Here is a 15,676-nt window from a genome sequence, read left to right as displayed (position 1 = left end):
GAGCGGAAATCAACAGGCAAATTTAACAGAGCCAAAGTAAAAAACCGAGAAGTAAACCTCGGTTTTTTGGTTTTGTGGGGCTTTACGCTTATTTAATTATATTGAGTAATATGTTTTTTAATTGATAATTTAAATTTAAAAAGGCCTAAGATGAAAGAGAATATTGAGACAGTTAAAACGTAAAACCAGATTTGGTTTATCAACGGTGTATCCCAGACACCGATAAAATAAAGTAAAGCTGGAATTGTAAGAGTAACCCATGATTGAACAAACGCAACCATCCCAATATAATGGTCAATTTTCTTATTTAGGGCATTTGATAAAAAGAATAAAAACCATAAAAATGCCCACATTCCCCAAGTTAGCGTGTTAACCACATTATTAAAATGAATAAAAGATATAAAGGTATAAACAACCCCGATTATTGCAACCCATAAACTAAACCAACCCAGACCACTGCCATCCAGCCCCCTCAATACCGTGACACCAACGTATAAATAGGTTAAACCAAATAAAAAAATGGAGGCGACATTATAAAGATCCCAATTATTTTGACCAGCTCCCACCATTAAATAAGTGGGAATTATTATTTGAATCGTTCCTACGAATATATTAAATATACCAACACTTTTTGCTTCTGCCTTACCTAATAGCATAAGACTGTTTAAAAATAATACAGCACCTGATAAAAATAACCCAACAAAACTCATCCTACTTGTTGTGAAAAGCCTGTTTCCACAACACTCCCCTCCTTCAAAAGGAGAAAAAGCAATTTCTACCTATCAATTAGTATAGAAATTGCTTTTTCATCATTATTTATAAAACTATACTTACAATCACTGAAGTTAAAATACTAACTAATGTTGCTCCAAATAATAGTTTTAATCCAAATCGAGCTACCGTATTGCCTTGTTTTTCATGTAAGCTCTTGACAGCTCCAGAAATAATACCAATAGATGAGAAGTTTGCAAAGGAAACAAGGAAAACAGATATTATTCCTAAAGTCCTTGGTGTAAAGCTATCTTGTATTTTTGCTAAATCCATCATGGCAACAAACTCATTTGTTACCAGCTTTGTCGCCATAATTCCTCCCGCACGAACAGCTTCTGAAAATGGAACACCCATAATGAAGGCAAACGGAGCAAATATATAACCTAAAATTTCCTGAAATGAAATTCCTAAAATCAATTCAAAAATATTATTAATCCCTGCCATTAAAGCAACAAACCCAATCAACATGGCACCAACAATGATGGCAACTTTAAAACCATCAATAATATATTCCCCAATCATTTCAAAGAAGCTTTGTTTTTCTTCCTGAATAATAAGAATGTCTTCGCTTTCTGTCACCGTATATGGATTAATGATGGATGAAATAATAAATCCTCCAAATAAGTTAATCACAAGTGCTGTTACAACGTATCTTGGTTCTATCATCGTCATATATGCACCGACAATTGACATTGATACAGTAGACATGGCTGAAGCACATAAAGTATATAAACGGTGTGGTTGTAGTTGTCCGAGTTGCTTTTTAACAGTAATAAACACTTCAGACTGGCCGACAATTGCAGAAGCAACTGCGTTGTAAGACTCTAATTTACCCATGCCATTTATTTTGCTTAACAATAATCCAATTGCTTTCATAATGATAGGGAGTATTTTAAAATGCTGTAAAATTCCGATTAGTACTGAAATAAAAACAATTGGTAGTAATACTTCAAGGAAGAAAGACATTTCTCCTTTATTCGCAAGTCCGCCAAACACAAATGAAATTCCGCTTGCTGCATATTCTAATAATTTACTAAAAACATCAGCAAACCCTTTAACTAATACCAGACCGAACTTTGTATTTAATAATAACCAAGCCAGAAGGATTTGAATAATAATCATCATAATAACAGGTTTAATTTTAATATTCTTTCGGTTATTACTAGCTACATAAGCTAGTCCAAAAACAATAAGTAATCCGATAATAGCAATAATGTATTTCATAGTTTCCTCCACAATGTTGTAATTAATCTTGATGAAAATGTTGCGCTTACATTTTTAAGAACAGAACTAATATAACATATGTATTGAACAAATGTTAAGTGATATTTGAAAAAATGTAAAAACATTTTTTAAGGATTTCGATTTTCTTCACGAAATTATCAATATTTAAGGAAAAACATTCACATGGTTTGAAAATTACTGAAATTTTGTAAATTAACATATGAAATATTGCGAAACTTTAAAAATCTAAGGACTATCCTAGAAAAACAAAAAAACATCCATCAGCTTGTCACTGATGGATTATACAGAGCATGCTGTCCCCTCCACAAAGACAAATGTACACGAATGGTGCCTGACACCTTAAAGTGACCTAGACTACTTCTAGTCTTTCGGGGCAGGTATAGACGTTTAGGGTTTCATTGCGAATGAAGCCGATGGTGGTGATGCCTAGTTGTTCGGCAAGCTGTAAGGCCAATTCAGTTGGTGCTGATTTTGATAGGACCATTTCACATCCGATTTTTGCTGCCTTTACGAGGATTTCTGATGAAATCCTGCCGCTAAACACAAGTAATTTATTTTGAAGAGAAATATTATTTTTTAGACAATAACCATATATTTTGTCCAGAGCATTATGACGGCCAATATCCATCCGGCTTATTAACATTTGATCGACTGTACATAGAGAGGCGTTATGAACGCCTCCGGTGCTTTTAAAAATAATCGAAGATTGCTGTAGCTCATTCATAAGCTTAAAGCATTCATCAGAAGATATTTTCGTTCGGACTGTATTCTTCTTCCTAATATGCATTGCATCATTAACAAAAACAAAACCTGGTCTACTCATTCCACAGCATGAGGTGATATAGCGTTTATTATGAAACCTTTGATAGTAAGGATTAGTATTATTGGTCTGCACGTGAACAAAACCATTGTGCTCATCCATCCAAACCTCTATAATTTCCTCATACTTCCGAATGATTCCTTCTGAAGCTAAGAATCCAACCACTAAATCTTCAATATACTCTGGGGAACATATAAGCGTGACAAATTCCTCACCATTTATTTTGATAGTTACTGGATATTCTGTTACCACGCTATCTTCTATCTGTTCGGTATATCCTTTTCCAAGCCGAAGAATCTCCCGTTTAACCTCAATTGGTTTCAAAGTATTTCACCCGCTGTAGTAAAATATTTGCTTAATAGTCACTATTTAATCTCTTAAAAAGACCAATGAGACCTAAATCTTCGACTTACTCTATAGGGTCATCGAAAGTATGCCACTTCCTATCTTCCTGGCAGCTTTTACAAACATGAAGGATGACCGATTCGATTGCTCCCACCACATTTTGTTCCGTGTCTTCCTGCAACCCACATATTTCGCAAACTTTCATTTTGACTCCTCCTGGTTGGTGATTTCGAACCCTGATTCGATCATTGCTTGTTCAAAATCCTGAACCGAGGCCATCTTTTCATCAAAGCTAAAACTAGCTTGGCTTTTTGATAGGTTAACCTCTGCTTTGGTAATCCCCCATACATGCTCGATGGCTTTAAGAATCTTATTTGCATCCTGCTGGTTTGCCATGTTTTTAACGGTTACAACCCGCGTTTCCAATCTGTTCAGCCTCCCGTTATGAGTTTTCTCGTCTGTTACGTAAGAATACCTCACCTAGTCCATCCATAAAATTCATCATACTTGTCATGGCTGCGCGCATTTCCCTACTCCACAGTCTTTTCCTTAACTGCCAAAGACTACTTTGCTTCTTCCCCTCTTGTCCGGATTCAGCCATACGTTTAAATCCATGAGACAGTCCCTCCAATACGTCAGAAACTTCACCAGGCTGAAGTTCACCTAAAAACGAGAAGGCATTCATTGCATTTTTGATAACGTTTCTTATTGCAGGTTGATTTACTTGTTGAATTGCAATCGCACCAATCTCAGTTCGCTGGTCAATCATTGATTCAACCACATCTAATACTTTTGTTTCCTGAAGACCCTTCATAATGCGAATGGTTTTTAAAATTACATCCTTATTTGCAACAATCTCGCTCATAATCTCAGTCATTGCCTGTTCCTGCTCTATCTCCGGTCTTGGTACTTCCCTAATTTGCGTAATTGCCTTCGCCATATTCGTCGCCCCTTAATTCAATCATTTCTGGAATCGGAGTGAAATCGGAACGATTCCATTTGTCCTCTACTTTCACACTGATCTGCGGAAGTCTATTCCCAAATCGATGATTATGTTTTGGCAGCGGTGGTTCTCCTTTCACTTCAAGAACTTCCATCTTAACGCCCGTTTCTTTGTAAGCAGGTGTATGAGTCACAATGTCATGGTAGCTACTTGTCAGTCGGTTTACCGCTTCGTAATCTTCCCTCGTGTTCATCGTCAGGTATAGTTCGTTTCCTTTCACTCGATCAGTAACCATTACACGTACTTTTACTTGGCCATATGGAGAAGTCAGCCTAACTAACGTACCATCCTCGAGATTACGCTCTTTTGCGAGGTCAAGCGAGACCTCTAGCCATGGATGCGGAACCTTATGGGTTAAGCCCTCTGATTGATAGGTCATATTTCCTTCGTGGAAATGCTCTAGCAAGCGACCGTTATTTAAATGTAAATCGTACTCCTCCCCTGAGATGAAAGGCGGCGTCCAATCAACTGGTACCAACCTTGCTTTTCCTTCTGGTAAAGCAAAGCGATTTTCGTATAAAAGTGGAGTACTTGAGCCATCTTTTAAAACCGGCCATACTTGACTATTCCACCCATCTAACCTCTCATAGCTAACACCAGCAAACAATTTAGCAAGACTTGCCGCCTCATCCATGATTTCGCTTGGATGCTGATAGTTCCAATTTGCTCCGAGTCTGTTAGCTACCTCTTGGAAGATTTCCCAGTCAGGTTTTGATTCTCCAAGTGGCTCAAATACTTTATGGAAACGTTGAATTCTTCGTTCTGTATTTGTAAATGTCCCATCTTTCTCTAGACTTGGAGCGGCCGGTAAAATGACATCAGCAAACTGTGCAGTCTTACTGAAAAAGATATCTTGAACCACAAAAAACTCTAAACGTTCAAATGCAGAATTCACATGATTTGAGTTTGCATCCACGAGCGACATGTCTTCTCCAAATAAGTAGAGTGCTTTTAGTTTTCCTTTATCCATGCCTTCTACCATGTGATGGTTATCCATTCCTGGTTCTTCTGGAAGCTTGACTCCCCAGGCTTTTTCATATTTTTCACGAACCTCAGGATCTTGCACTGGTTCATAACCTGGCATCCATGTCGGCATGGTACCAAAATCACAAGCTCCTTGTACATTATTATGACCGCGAAGTGGGTAAGCACCTGTTCCAGGGCGCCCATAGTTCCCAGTAATCAAGAGCAAATTGGAAATGGCAGTGCTTGTGTCTGTTGCTCCTTTATGCTGGGTAACGCCCATAGCCCATAAAATACAGGCGGACTTCGAACTATGGATCATTTCTGCTATTTGAATTAAGGTATCTTGGCTTAATCCTGTCATTTCCTCTGCGTATGCTAGAGTGAATTTTTCAAGACTTTCAATATATTTTTCTAGGCCACCAACTCGGTGGTTCAAAAATTCTGTATCCTCCCATTTTTGTTCTAAAATGTACTTCGTTACAGCCGAAATCCAAATTAGATCCGTACTAGGCTTGGGATGAACATGAAGATTAGCCCGCTGCGCCAACTCATTTTCCCTTAAGTCTGCAACGATTAACTTTTGACCATGTAATTTATGTGCACGTTTAATTCGTGTGGCTAAAACAGGATGTGACTCTGCAGGATTTGCACCAACGATAATAATCAGTTCAGATTTGATAATGTCTTCCATCGTTCCGGAGTCACCTCCGTACCCTACGGTTCTTAATAAACCCGCAGTTGCTGGAGATTGACAATACCTCGAACAGTTATCAACATTATTTGTTTCCATCACTGCACGGGCAAATTTTTGAAATAAATAATTTTCCTCATTAGAGCATTTAGAAGAAGCGATATAGCCGATTGAATCGGGACCATATTCTCGTTTGATATGCCCAAGTTTGTGAGCTACCAGATCAAGTGCCTCCTCCCAAGTTGACTCCACAAACTCATTCCCTTTGCGAATTAATGGTTTCGTTAATCGCTCATCACTATTAACAAAATCCCAACCCCATTTTCCTTTCACACAGGTTGAAATACCATTTACCGGGGCTTCGGTATGTGTTTGAATCTTTAAGATTTCACGACCCTTTGTCCATACCTCAAAACTGCATCCCACTCCACAAAATGTACAGACGGTTTTCGTTCGTTTAATCCGTGCTTTCCTCATTGACGCTTCTACCTCAGAGATGGCGAAAATCTCTCTGTACCCTGGCTCCACCTCTTTTGTCAAATCAATCATCGGTCCTAAGATTTTAGGAGGAATCCCTGTTAAGAAGCCAGCATTTCCCAGCATTGATTTTTCCATCAATGCGTTGCACGGACATGCACTCACACAATGACCGCAAGAAACACAGGAGGATTGATCAATCGGAACATCGTTATCCCAAATTACACGTGGTTTCTCTCGATTCCAATCAATCGTTAATGTCTCATTTACCTGGAGGTCCTGACATGCTTCCACACATCTACCACACAAAATACATTGATCTGGCTCATATCTATAAAATGGATTAGAATTATCCGGAGGATACGGCTTTGCCTCAAACGGATACTTTTGATGTTCCACCTCCATTAGCTCAACCGTATTATGAATCGTACAATTTCCGTTATTGTTATCACAAACCGTACAATAGAGTTCATGATTTTTTAAAATACGGTTAATTCCCTCATTTTGAGCCTCTCTTGCCATAGAGGATTGGCTATCTACCTCCATTCCCGCTTCCGCTTTTGTAGCACAAGATCGAACGAGATTACCTCCTACATTTACATAGCAAGTATCACATGTTTGAATGGTTCCTAAATTAGGGTGATAGCAGATTGAGGGTATAAATTCGTCGTTTTCCCTTGCCACCTCTAAAATAGTTTGTCCGGGTCTCGCTTTGTACTCTTTCCCATTAATCTCTACCGAAAAAGTTGACTCTTCCATGTTAGTACCTCCTTTTTTTCGGTCATTTTATCTATAAATATTAGGATTTCAATACAGCATCTTTTTTTATGTAATCTTTATACGATAACCAATAGGCAAGTGAAACAAAGATACTTCCGCCAACTGCATTTCCTATAATAACAGGTATAAAATTCCTAAAAAAATCGGCCCATGTAAAATGGTCTGCGAAGATTGCTGCAGGTATTAGAAACATGTTTGCTACAACATGTTGAAACCCAATCGCCACAAAGCCCATAATTGGAAACCAAATGGACAAAATCTTACCGCTCATTTCTTGGGATCCATAGGATAGCCAGCATGCAAGACCCACTAACCAATTGCAGCCTATGGCAGAGAAAAAACAAGCCCAAAACCCTTCATCTAACTTGGCTTGTGCAATGGCAACGGTTTTCTCAAGAAATGGACCTTCACTTGTTAGCCCTACTACATGACCGAAAATATAAGCTACAAAAATAGCACCAATAAAATTACTAACTGTAATCCAAAACCAATTGTACATAAGCCTTCCTAATGATACCTTTTTCGCGAAAAACCCCATGGCAACCGCCATCATATTTCCTGTTAACAGTTCTCCACCTGCTAAAAGAATTAAAATGAGACCAAGCGGGAACACAGCTGCTCCTAAAAACGATCCAAAGCTTCCCCAATCCTTAGGGAGATTTGCTGTTACACGAATATCTAGGAGAAAACCAATTGAGATAAAAGCACCACCTAGAATTCCTAATATGAACACCTTATTGACCGGAAGCTTTGCTTTTTTTGTTCCTGCATCAATTGCAATTTCAGCTATTTCATACGGTTTAAGAAATGCCATTTCTCATTTCCTCCTTAATGGGTTCAAGAATTAATATTTACTTTTATGGGAATTTTATTAAAAACTAATTTTAAAAGACTAAAATTGAAGGGTGGTTTCATTTTGGAACAAGAGAATCTATTTCAATATGTCCAGTCCATGATTATCTCATCAACACATCGACCAAAATACATGTCTATTTCCAGCGTAAAAGTGGCTGATTTACTTGGTATACCTTGTACCGAGGTTGAGAATGGTTTAAAGAGTTTAGTTGCTGAAGGCCGCTTAAAAACAACCAAACTTGAACAACCACCACATACTGAGGTTTATATGCTTCACTAAAAATAACTGCACGACAATTTATTAAAAAAAAAGCTCAAAAATTCTTTATTTATAAATGGAGAATTTTTGAGCTTTTTATTTTCAGTTCCTCATTTACATATTCTCTTTAAAGCGTTAAAATTTTTATTATTTAAATTTTTCAAAATATGGTATAGTCAAATAAACGAAAAATGGAGTGAGGTAAATGAAATTGCAAGTACACCGTACCTATAATTTTAATGCAGGTCCTTCCGCTTTACCTTTTTCAGTCTTAGAGAAAGCACAGGCAGAACTGATTGATTTTCGAGGTACAGGAATGTCTGTCATGGAGCTTAGTCATCGAAGCCGTACCTATGAAGAGGTACATAATCAGGCAATTAACAACATGAAAGAATTGTTATCAATCCCAGATACCTATGAAATTCTCTTCCTCCAAGGTGGAGCAAGCCTTCAATTTTCAATGATTCCTATGAATTTTTTAAAGTCGGGAAAAAAAGCTAGTTATGTAATGACAGGTTCTTGGTCTGAAAAAGCCTTTTCAGAGGCTAAATTATTTGGAGATGTCTATCATGCAGCTTCCACTAAGGAAGGTAATTATCGCAGTATTCCAAAGATAGACCAATTACAGTACAATGCTGAAGATACCTATTTACATCTTACTTCCAACAATACCATTTACGGAACTCAATGGACGGACTTTCCTGACAGTGGGGATGTACCACTAATCGCAGACATGTCGAGTGATATTCTTTCAAGGCCGATTGATGTAAACAAGTTCGCCCTTATCTACGCAGGAGCACAGAAAAATCTAGGTCCATCAGGAGTAACCGTAGTCATTATTCGGAAAGACCTTTTAGAACAAGCCAATACCTCTGTTCCAACGATGTTAAAATATAGCACGTACGCTAAGAACAATTCACTGTATAATACACCACCTACCTTTGGCATCTACATGCTTGGAGAAGTGCTTAACTGGGTCCGTGAGTTAGGTGGATTAACTGCTATTTCTGAACGAAATGAACAAAAAGCTAAACTAATTTATGAAGCCATCGACTCTAGTAATGATTTCTATATTGGTCATGCTGATAAGGACAGCCGTTCACTAATGAATCTTACCTTTAATCTAAAAACAGAAGAATTAGAAAAGAAGTTTTTAGAACAGGCTAAAAAAGAAGGCTTTGTAGGAATAAATGGTCATCGCTCTATTGGTGGATGCCGGGTATCTTCTTATAATGCTGTTCCAATTGAAGCATGTAAGGCATTCAGTGAGTTTATGATCGATTTCCAAACAAAAAATAGCTAGTAAAAATCACCCTCTCTAACTTTTAGAGAAGGTGATTTTTTTGATCCCGTTCTACTATTTTCGTATTCTATTTCCCTAGGCTTTTCTCTTGTTACGAAACTGTAATACTAATCTATTGTTCCTTTTCATAGAAATAGAAACTAATAAGAGAATCATGTGAAATCAACTAGGAGGGAAATGAACGATGAAAAAACTAATCTTAGCACTAACTGTAGTAGCTTCACTCTTATTTGCTTCTCCCGCTTTTGCTCACACTGTAAAAAGCGGAGATACTATGACGCAAATAGCCAGGGACCACCATCTTAGCTTACAAGAACTCTCACGGCTTAATCCACAAATTAAAAATATCGATTTAATATATGTTGGACAAACTGTTAATACTAGTAAACCAGAGGATTCAACTGAATCGCCTGAAGGGGTAGCGACTCTTTCAGAAAAGGAGCCAGCACAACCCAAAATCATAGTGGGTTACTCTGAGAACGAAATAGAGTTGTTAGCTAGATTAGTAAGAGCAGAAGCAGAAAGTGAGCCTTATCAAGGAAAAGTTGCCGTGGCCTGTGTGGTTCTAAACAGAGTGGACAGCTCCTCCTTTCCTAACACGATAAAAGAAGTCATTTATCAAAAAGGACAATTTCAACCTGTTCGAAATGGAGAAATTAATAAACCAGCTGATGAGGATTCAATTAAGGCTGTAAATGAAGCATTAAAAGAGAAGAGAAATATGGCTGCCAAATCCCTATTCTTTTATAATCCCGCTATAGCTACTAGTCGCTGGCTTGATTCTAGAGCGACCACACTGGTGATTGGTCACCATGTATTCAAAAAATAAATGAAGCTGAAAATTCGCTGAAAAGAGTGATAACCATGGAAGCTATTACCTTTAAAGCATTTGCAATTACAAACGAGATTGATTTAAACCAGATCGCTATGCATTGTGGGATTCCTAAAAAATTCACATGGGAACAACCTTTATTTCTTAGAGGAGAAATCCTAGAATCCATCCTTGATAAAAAGAAAAATGAAACTCAAATGGTGCTTGTTTTTTCCTTTGGAAGTATTGTATTCATTAATCATACTCATGCAGAAGAAATCACAAAAGTTTTAAACTTCCTTTATACTTTCGAATCTGACATAGATTTAAAAAATATAGAAAAATATACGGATGATTACAGTCTCCACATTAATGAATCCCAACCTGTCGAATTGACTGACGAATATGTGGTTGTTCCTCTATACGAGAGTTTTTATCCTGAGTTGATATCAACCGTGCTTGCCAAATCAGTAGCTCTTGAGAAAACGGAGGAACAGCTTGGGAAAATCCACGATAAACTCGAGACCATGATTGACCGACTGGAAAAAGGCAGACTCCGAATCGGCAACAAGGAATTAGCAAGGACAACTGCGAAAATTGTACGTCACGAGTATAATACCCTTGCCTATATTATGATTTTGGATAAACCAGATATGACATGGTCTAACAGCACAGCAAACGAATTTTACGATCGAATGACGGAATTTTTTGAATTAAACGACCGTTATAAAATTTTGAAAAGCAAAACGGATATTTTATATAACATCATGGATGGTTTCTCTACCATTAGTCATTCAATCCGAGGACTTTTCGTTGAATGGATTATTGTTATTCTTATAGTGGTCGAGATTTTCCTGACCATTTTAGAAAATATATAGTTTGACACTGTATACTTGCCAAATAAGACCGTGGGAAAGAAGTTCTCTCTTAAACAACATCAATTCCTACGGCCTTATTTTTTGTAGATGAGCTATTTTATAAAGTACATTTTCAAGAGTTTTAGGTAACGTAAAAAACGATCGCACATATTATATAGGGAAAACTTCTAGAAAGAGGTGTTACGATTGTCTTATACGATTACAACTGGCTCACATCCTGGACAACCTGGTGCGTGTTTGGCGAAATACAACCATTCTACTCTTCAACATTCTAACCATAATCCTTCTCATAATCCCTTTACTTCTCACAATCACTTAGTGCCAACTATTCATCAACCTGGGACAAGTTATGGTTATTATGGTAACCCATCGTGGAGACCACCTGGGGCTTCCTATCCTTTTTATTATTAATGATAAATGGGCTATTTGATATCAGTTATTTATTATCAAGTAGCTCGAAGTTCTTTTTCTTCAGCAGGTTAACCCACATGAACATCTTGCATTTCCAAATAAATGTGAATAAGCGAAAGGAAATTCCTGATTTACCCTTTGCACTTCTCTCGCAAACTCCTCTTCCGTGTTCGGTACTGATGATAAGGCATCTGCTTTTTTCTGTGTGTTGATATGAGCACCGGGAGGAACAAAGCTGCCTTCCTTTAGCTTTACTCCACCTGTGATAACTGCTCCAGTCGAGATATAGCATCGCTCTCCCACTTGTGCGTTATAAACTATCGCCTTAAACCCAATAAAAACATGGTCATCAATCTGACATGGGCCATGAATCAATGATCCATGGGCGCACGATACACTGTTGCCAATGTAAATCGAATATTGGTTATTATTAACCTTCACGTATTGTTTTTTCAACCCATGAAGAATCACACCATCTTGTAAATTACTATTTTTTCCTATATAAAAAGGAGTCCCTTCATCCGCACGAATACTGACAAATGGACCGATATACGTATGTGCGTGAATGGATACATCTCCCACAATATAGGTAAATGGACTCAAAAATGCATTTTTATTTATTTTAGGAAAAATTGGATTGGGATTTACAGTAGTGGGAGGATTGAAACTGACCAAGTAACTATACATATTAAATGGGCCAATCGGAATCGTCGGGTGATTCCACAATAGATTTACCCCCTTTAGATGACAGTTTGTTAAATTATTCATACTACAGCTAAAAGGTTTTTATGATTATGTTCTATGTGAATGTAATTCTGCAAAAGAGCAGAGCATTTAAAACTTCTAAGGAAAGAAAAAAAAAGCACCATCTATTTTCTGATGATGCCTAATACAAATTCATTTATGACTTTTTAATTTTATAATTTTTATGATTTACAACCGTAATAAGGGGTTCTCCTTTATCTTTTGAAAAACCGTATTTAACCATTACGGAATTTTCCCTTATTGCGGAAACCTCTCCTTCAAGATCTTTCCCATCACGTTTGAAGGAAATTACATCGCCAATTTTTGCAGTAGCCATTCCATCACCTCAGATTTATAATATCCAAAAGCTTGTTAGGGTAAACTCTTAAAAATAAAACGCTTGCATTTTCTAAAATCCGTCTTATAATACTTGTATACAAGTATACCCTTGTTTCAAAGTGAAAAATAAAACGCTTGCATTTTTGAAAAACTGTTTTATAATACTTGTATACAAGTATACTTGATTTAATAGAAGGTGACAAAATGTTGCAAGGACAGGAATCACTCTATCCACAAAAATGGCTTTCAAAAGCTTCCACAGGTGATCGCATAACTTCAGAACTTAGAATGCGTATTATTTCCGGATTGATTGAAAGCGGTACCATATTATCAGAAAATAAATTAGCCGCAGATTTTAATGTGAGCCGCTCACCCATTCGTGAAGCGTTAAAAGTACTGGCTTCCGAAAATATGATTCGATTAGAAAGAATGGGTGCTGTTGTTATTGGTTTAACAGAGAAGGAAATAGAAGAAATATACGATGTTCGACTATTGATAGAAACGTTTGTATTTGAACGTCTAGTCAAACAAGAGACAACTGAGTTAGTTCAAGAATTAAGTAAAATCCTTGAAATGATGAAGATTGCCATAAAATATAAAGATGCTGACGAGTTTTCCTATCAGGATGTCTTATTCCATGAAACGATCATTCGGGCAATTAATCATTCTTATATCATGATGATCTGGAATAATGCAAAACCTGTTATGGAAGCCTTCATTCTTTTATCAATGCGCGTGCGTTTAAAGGAAAAATACGAAGACTTCCCACGAATTGTTGAAAATCATCAGCTTTATATTGAAGCCATCAAAACTAAGAATAGAGACCTCATGATTCAATCTTTACACCAAAACTTTGATGATGTTCAAGGTAAAGTAGAAGACCTTTGGATGTCGCAACAAATGCTTTCTAAAGGAGTAGTGCGAGAAAATGACTAACTATATGTTAGGTATTGACATTGGTACGACTAGTACTAAAGCAGTGTTATTTAGTGAACAAGGTGAAGTAATTCAGCAAGAGAATATTGGATACCCTCTTTATACACCTGATATTTCAACTGCTGAACAAGACCCAGAAGAAATTTTTACTGCTGTGACATCTGCGATTACTAAAATTATGAAACAACATTCTCACAAAAAATTATCGTTTGTTTCTTTTAGTAGTGCGATGCATAGTCTCATTGCCATTGATAAAAATGATGAACCACTTACACCATGCATTACCTGGGCAGATAATCGAAGTGAAGCCTGGGCGCATAAAATAAAGGATGAATTGAATGGGCATGAAGTATACAAACGAACCGGAACACCGATTCATCCTATGTCTCCATTAAGTAAAATTACATGGATAGTAAATGACCGTCCTGAAATCGCTACCAAAGCTAAAAAGTATATTGGAATTAAAGAATACATTTTTAAAAAGTTCTTTAATCAATATGTGGTCGACTATTCTCTCGCTTCAGCCATGGGTATGATGAATCTCAAAAAACTAGATTGGGACGGGGAAGCTCTAGTGATTGCTGGTATTACACGGGACCAGTTATCTAGGCTCGTGCCAACAACTGAGATCTTTACAAATTGTAATCCTGAATTAGCTAAACAAATGGGAATTGACCCACAGACTCCTTTTGTAATAGGTGCAAGTGATGGGGTACTTTCTAATCTCGGGGTTAATGCGATCGGAAAAGGCGAAATTGCTGTAACAATTGGGACAAGCGGTGCCATTCGAACCATTATTGATCAACCGCAGACGGATGAAAAAGGCCGTATTTTTTGCTACGCATTAACGGACAAGCATTGGGTCATAGGCGGGCCTGTTAATAATGGAGGAATGGTTCTACGTTGGATTAGAGATGAATTTGCCGCATCTGAAGTTGAAACAGCGAAAAGACTTGGGATTGATCCATATGATGTTTTAACCAAAATTGCTGAACGCGTAAGACCTGGATCAGATGGATTACTCTTCCACCCTTTCCTTGCGGGTGAACGAGCACCATTATGGAATCCTGATGTACGCGGTTCATTTTTCGGGCTAACCTTGTCACATAAGAAAGAACATATGATTCGCGCAGCCCTCGAAGGCGTCATTTTCAATTTATATACTGTATTCTTAGCACTGATTGAATGTATGGAAGGTCCTGTTACACGAATCCAAGCAACTGGTGGCTTTGCCAGATCAGATGTGTGGAGACAAATGATGTCTGATATCTTTGATTTGGAAGTTGTCGTACCAGAAAGTTATGAAAGTTCCTGTTTGGGTGCTTGTATTTTAGGGCTTTATGCAACAGGAAAAATTAATTCATTTGAAGTAGTTTCTGAAATGATTGGCAGTACCCATAAACATGCACCTAAAGAAGAGGCTGCGAAAGAATATCGCCAACTGGTGCCTATCTTTATTAACTTGTCTAGAGCATTAGAAGAGGACTATACGCGGATTGCCAATTATCAAAGAAGCCTAATAAAGTAGTTCACGCCTAGGTGGGGATTTAACTCTCTCCCCCACCGGTGGTGAAACACATTTCACTTATTTGACAGCGCTTACCAGCAAATATTCTGGTGAGGATAACTTAAAAACTTCTTACTTTTGGGTTCTACCACCGCTAAAGCGGAATTAATAAAAATAAAAGCATTATAGGGGGAATTACAATGCCATTGGTTATTGTAGCAATAGGGATTTTAGCTTTACTCGTATTAATCATGGGTTTAAAATTAAACACCTTCGTTTCACTGATCGTTGTCTCATTCGGTGTGGCCATAGCACTTGGAATGAAATTAGATGAAATCATCGCAACAATTGAAGCAGGATTAGGTGGAACACTCGGACATATAGCATTAATCTTCGGACTTGGTGCTATGCTGGGTAAATTAATTGCAGATTCAGGAGGCGCGCAGCGAATTGCGATGACTCTCGTAAATAAATTTGGAGAAAAGAATATTCAGTGGGCTGTAGTAGCAGCATCATTCATTATCGGTATTGCTTT

17 protein-coding genes and 1 pseudogene are annotated in these 15,676 nt (G+C 37.5%); 8 read left to right on the top strand and 10 right to left on the bottom strand.

Annotated elements, in window-relative coordinates; all coding sequences use genetic code 11:
- Positions 1 to 92 precede the first annotated feature (92 nt).
- The 8 genes from ABES03_RS19985 to ABES03_RS19950 all read right to left on the bottom strand — a co-directional run bounded on the left by ABES03_RS19985 (position 93) and on the right by ABES03_RS19950 (position 7,912).
- Entirely contained in the window at positions 93 to 710 is a 618-nt protein-coding gene (locus ABES03_RS19985) for an AmiS/UreI family transporter (protein WP_430119958.1), read from the bottom strand.
- A gap of 106 nt (positions 711 to 816) precedes the next feature.
- On the bottom strand, positions 817 to 1,995 hold the full coding sequence (locus tag ABES03_RS19980; protein ID WP_430119957.1) for a NupC/NupG family nucleoside CNT transporter: 1,179 nt from the start codon (positions 1,993 to 1,995) through the stop codon (positions 817 to 819).
- Positions 1,996 to 2,365: 370 nt separating this feature from the next.
- Positions 2,366 to 3,160, bottom strand: a complete 795-nt coding sequence (gene fdhD / locus ABES03_RS19975; protein WP_430119955.1) for a formate dehydrogenase accessory sulfurtransferase FdhD — start codon at positions 3,158 to 3,160, stop codon at positions 2,366 to 2,368.
- Between the two features lie 85 nt (positions 3,161 to 3,245).
- Entirely contained in the window at positions 3,246 to 3,386 is a 141-nt protein-coding gene (locus ABES03_RS19970; RefSeq protein ID WP_430119953.1) for a hypothetical protein, read from the bottom strand.
- The gene (locus tag ABES03_RS19965; protein WP_430119951.1) at positions 3,383 to 3,607 is read right to left on the bottom strand and encodes a heavy-metal-associated domain-containing protein; all 225 of its coding nucleotides are present in this window, start codon (positions 3,605 to 3,607) and stop codon (positions 3,383 to 3,385) included. Before ABES03_RS19965 ends, ABES03_RS19970 begins: the two co-directional genes overlap by 4 nt.
- Positions 3,608 to 3,623: 16 nt before the next feature.
- Positions 3,624 to 4,121, bottom strand: a complete 498-nt coding sequence (locus tag ABES03_RS19960) for a DUF1641 domain-containing protein (protein ID WP_430119949.1) — start codon at positions 4,119 to 4,121, stop codon at positions 3,624 to 3,626.
- Positions 4,096 to 7,077 carry a formate dehydrogenase subunit alpha gene (fdhF, locus tag ABES03_RS19955; protein WP_430119947.1) on the bottom strand — a complete coding sequence of 994 codons (2,982 nt, stop codon included), beginning with the start codon at positions 7,075 to 7,077 and terminating at the stop codon, positions 4,096 to 4,098. Before fdhF ends, ABES03_RS19960 begins: the two co-directional genes overlap by 26 nt.
- A 40-nt stretch (positions 7,078 to 7,117) precedes the next feature.
- Positions 7,118 to 7,912 carry a formate/nitrite transporter family protein gene (locus ABES03_RS19950; protein ID WP_430119946.1) on the bottom strand — a complete coding sequence of 265 codons (795 nt, stop codon included), beginning with the start codon at positions 7,910 to 7,912 and terminating at the stop codon, positions 7,118 to 7,120.
- A gap of 102 nt (positions 7,913 to 8,014) precedes the next feature.
- On the opposite strand from ABES03_RS19950, the gene ABES03_RS19945 reads away from it, so the two are divergent.
- The 5 genes from ABES03_RS19945 (at position 8,015) to ABES03_RS19925 (ending at position 11,615) form a co-directional block, all read left to right on the top strand.
- Positions 8,015 to 8,233, top strand: a complete 219-nt coding sequence (locus ABES03_RS19945; protein ID WP_430119944.1) for a hypothetical protein — start codon at positions 8,015 to 8,017, stop codon at positions 8,231 to 8,233.
- 184 nt (positions 8,234 to 8,417) lie between these two features.
- Entirely contained in the window at positions 8,418 to 9,515 is a 1,098-nt protein-coding gene (gene serC, locus ABES03_RS19940; protein ID WP_430119942.1) for a 3-phosphoserine/phosphohydroxythreonine transaminase, read from the top strand.
- A 184-nt stretch (positions 9,516 to 9,699) separates the two neighbouring features.
- The gene (locus ABES03_RS19935; RefSeq protein WP_430119940.1) at positions 9,700 to 10,344 is read left to right on the top strand and encodes a cell wall hydrolase; all 645 of its coding nucleotides are present in this window, start codon (positions 9,700 to 9,702) and stop codon (positions 10,342 to 10,344) included.
- Between the two features lie 35 nt (positions 10,345 to 10,379).
- Positions 10,380 to 11,204, top strand: a complete 825-nt coding sequence (locus ABES03_RS19930) for an RMD1 family protein (protein ID WP_430119938.1) — start codon at positions 10,380 to 10,382, stop codon at positions 11,202 to 11,204.
- A 186-nt stretch (positions 11,205 to 11,390) separates the two neighbouring features.
- Positions 11,391 to 11,615, top strand: coding sequence for a hypothetical protein (locus tag ABES03_RS19925; protein ID WP_430119936.1), 225 nt, complete (start codon positions 11,391 to 11,393; stop codon positions 11,613 to 11,615).
- A 60-nt stretch (positions 11,616 to 11,675) separates the two neighbouring features.
- Here ABES03_RS19925 and ABES03_RS19920 read toward each other — a convergent pair whose 3' ends face one another.
- Entirely contained in the window at positions 11,676 to 12,341 is a 666-nt protein-coding gene (locus ABES03_RS19920; RefSeq protein WP_430119934.1) for a carbonate dehydratase, read from the bottom strand.
- 175 nt (positions 12,342 to 12,516) lie between these two features.
- Entirely contained in the window at positions 12,517 to 12,696 is a 180-nt protein-coding gene (locus tag ABES03_RS19915; protein WP_430119932.1) for a DUF2187 family protein, read from the bottom strand.
- Between the two features lie 206 nt (positions 12,697 to 12,902).
- Between ABES03_RS19915 and ABES03_RS19910 the strand changes: the two genes are divergently transcribed.
- From ABES03_RS19910 to ABES03_RS19900, 3 genes and pseudogenes are all read left to right on the top strand, one after another.
- On the top strand, positions 12,903 to 13,634 hold the full coding sequence (locus ABES03_RS19910; protein WP_430119930.1) for a GntR family transcriptional regulator: 732 nt from the start codon (positions 12,903 to 12,905) through the stop codon (positions 13,632 to 13,634).
- Positions 13,627 to 15,162: a gluconokinase gene (gntK, locus tag ABES03_RS19905; protein WP_430119928.1), complete on the top strand. Its 1,536-nt coding sequence runs from the start codon at positions 13,627 to 13,629 to the stop codon at positions 15,160 to 15,162. Before ABES03_RS19910 ends, gntK begins: the two co-directional genes overlap by 8 nt.
- 179 nt (positions 15,163 to 15,341) lie before the next feature.
- Positions 15,342 to 15,676 (top strand): annotated as a pseudogene (locus ABES03_RS19900) (gluconate permease); the annotation flags it as partial.

The organism is Neobacillus rhizosphaerae (assembly GCF_050477885.1).
Lineage (GTDB): Bacteria > Bacillota > Bacilli > Bacillales > Cytobacillaceae > Neobacillus > Neobacillus rhizosphaerae_A.
Note: the sequence above shows the minus strand (reverse complement) of the source record. Positions and strands in the feature narration are given on the sequence as shown.

Excerpts from the sequence above, each read along its gene's own strand:
- ABES03_RS19985 (WP_430119958.1), bottom strand. The coding sequence starts at position 710 with ATGAGTTTTGTTGGGTTATTTTTATCAGGTGCTGTATTATTTTTAAAC.
- ABES03_RS19980 (WP_430119957.1), bottom strand. The coding sequence starts at position 1,995 with ATGAAATACATTATTGCTATTATCGGATTACTTATTGTTTTTGGACTA.
- ABES03_RS19970 (WP_430119953.1), bottom strand. The coding sequence starts at position 3,386 with ATGAAAGTTTGCGAAATATGTGGGTTGCAGGAAGACACGGAACAAAAT.
- ABES03_RS19960 (WP_430119949.1), bottom strand. The coding sequence starts at position 4,121 with ATGGCGAAGGCAATTACGCAAATTAGGGAAGTACCAAGACCGGAGATA.
- fdhF (WP_430119947.1), bottom strand. The coding sequence starts at position 7,077 with ATGGAAGAGTCAACTTTTTCGGTAGAGATTAATGGGAAAGAGTACAAA.
- ABES03_RS19950 (WP_430119946.1), bottom strand. The coding sequence starts at position 7,912 with ATGGCATTTCTTAAACCGTATGAAATAGCTGAAATTGCAATTGATGCA.
- serC (WP_430119942.1), top strand. The coding sequence starts at position 8,418 with ATGAAATTGCAAGTACACCGTACCTATAATTTTAATGCAGGTCCTTCC.
- ABES03_RS19935 (WP_430119940.1), top strand. The coding sequence starts at position 9,700 with ATGAAAAAACTAATCTTAGCACTAACTGTAGTAGCTTCACTCTTATTT.
- ABES03_RS19930 (WP_430119938.1), top strand. The coding sequence starts at position 10,380 with ATGGAAGCTATTACCTTTAAAGCATTTGCAATTACAAACGAGATTGAT.
- ABES03_RS19915 (WP_430119932.1), bottom strand. The coding sequence starts at position 12,696 with ATGGCTACTGCAAAAATTGGCGATGTAATTTCCTTCAAACGTGATGGG.
- ABES03_RS19910 (WP_430119930.1), top strand. The coding sequence starts at position 12,903 with ATGTTGCAAGGACAGGAATCACTCTATCCACAAAAATGGCTTTCAAAA.
- gntK (WP_430119928.1), top strand. The coding sequence starts at position 13,627 with ATGACTAACTATATGTTAGGTATTGACATTGGTACGACTAGTACTAAA.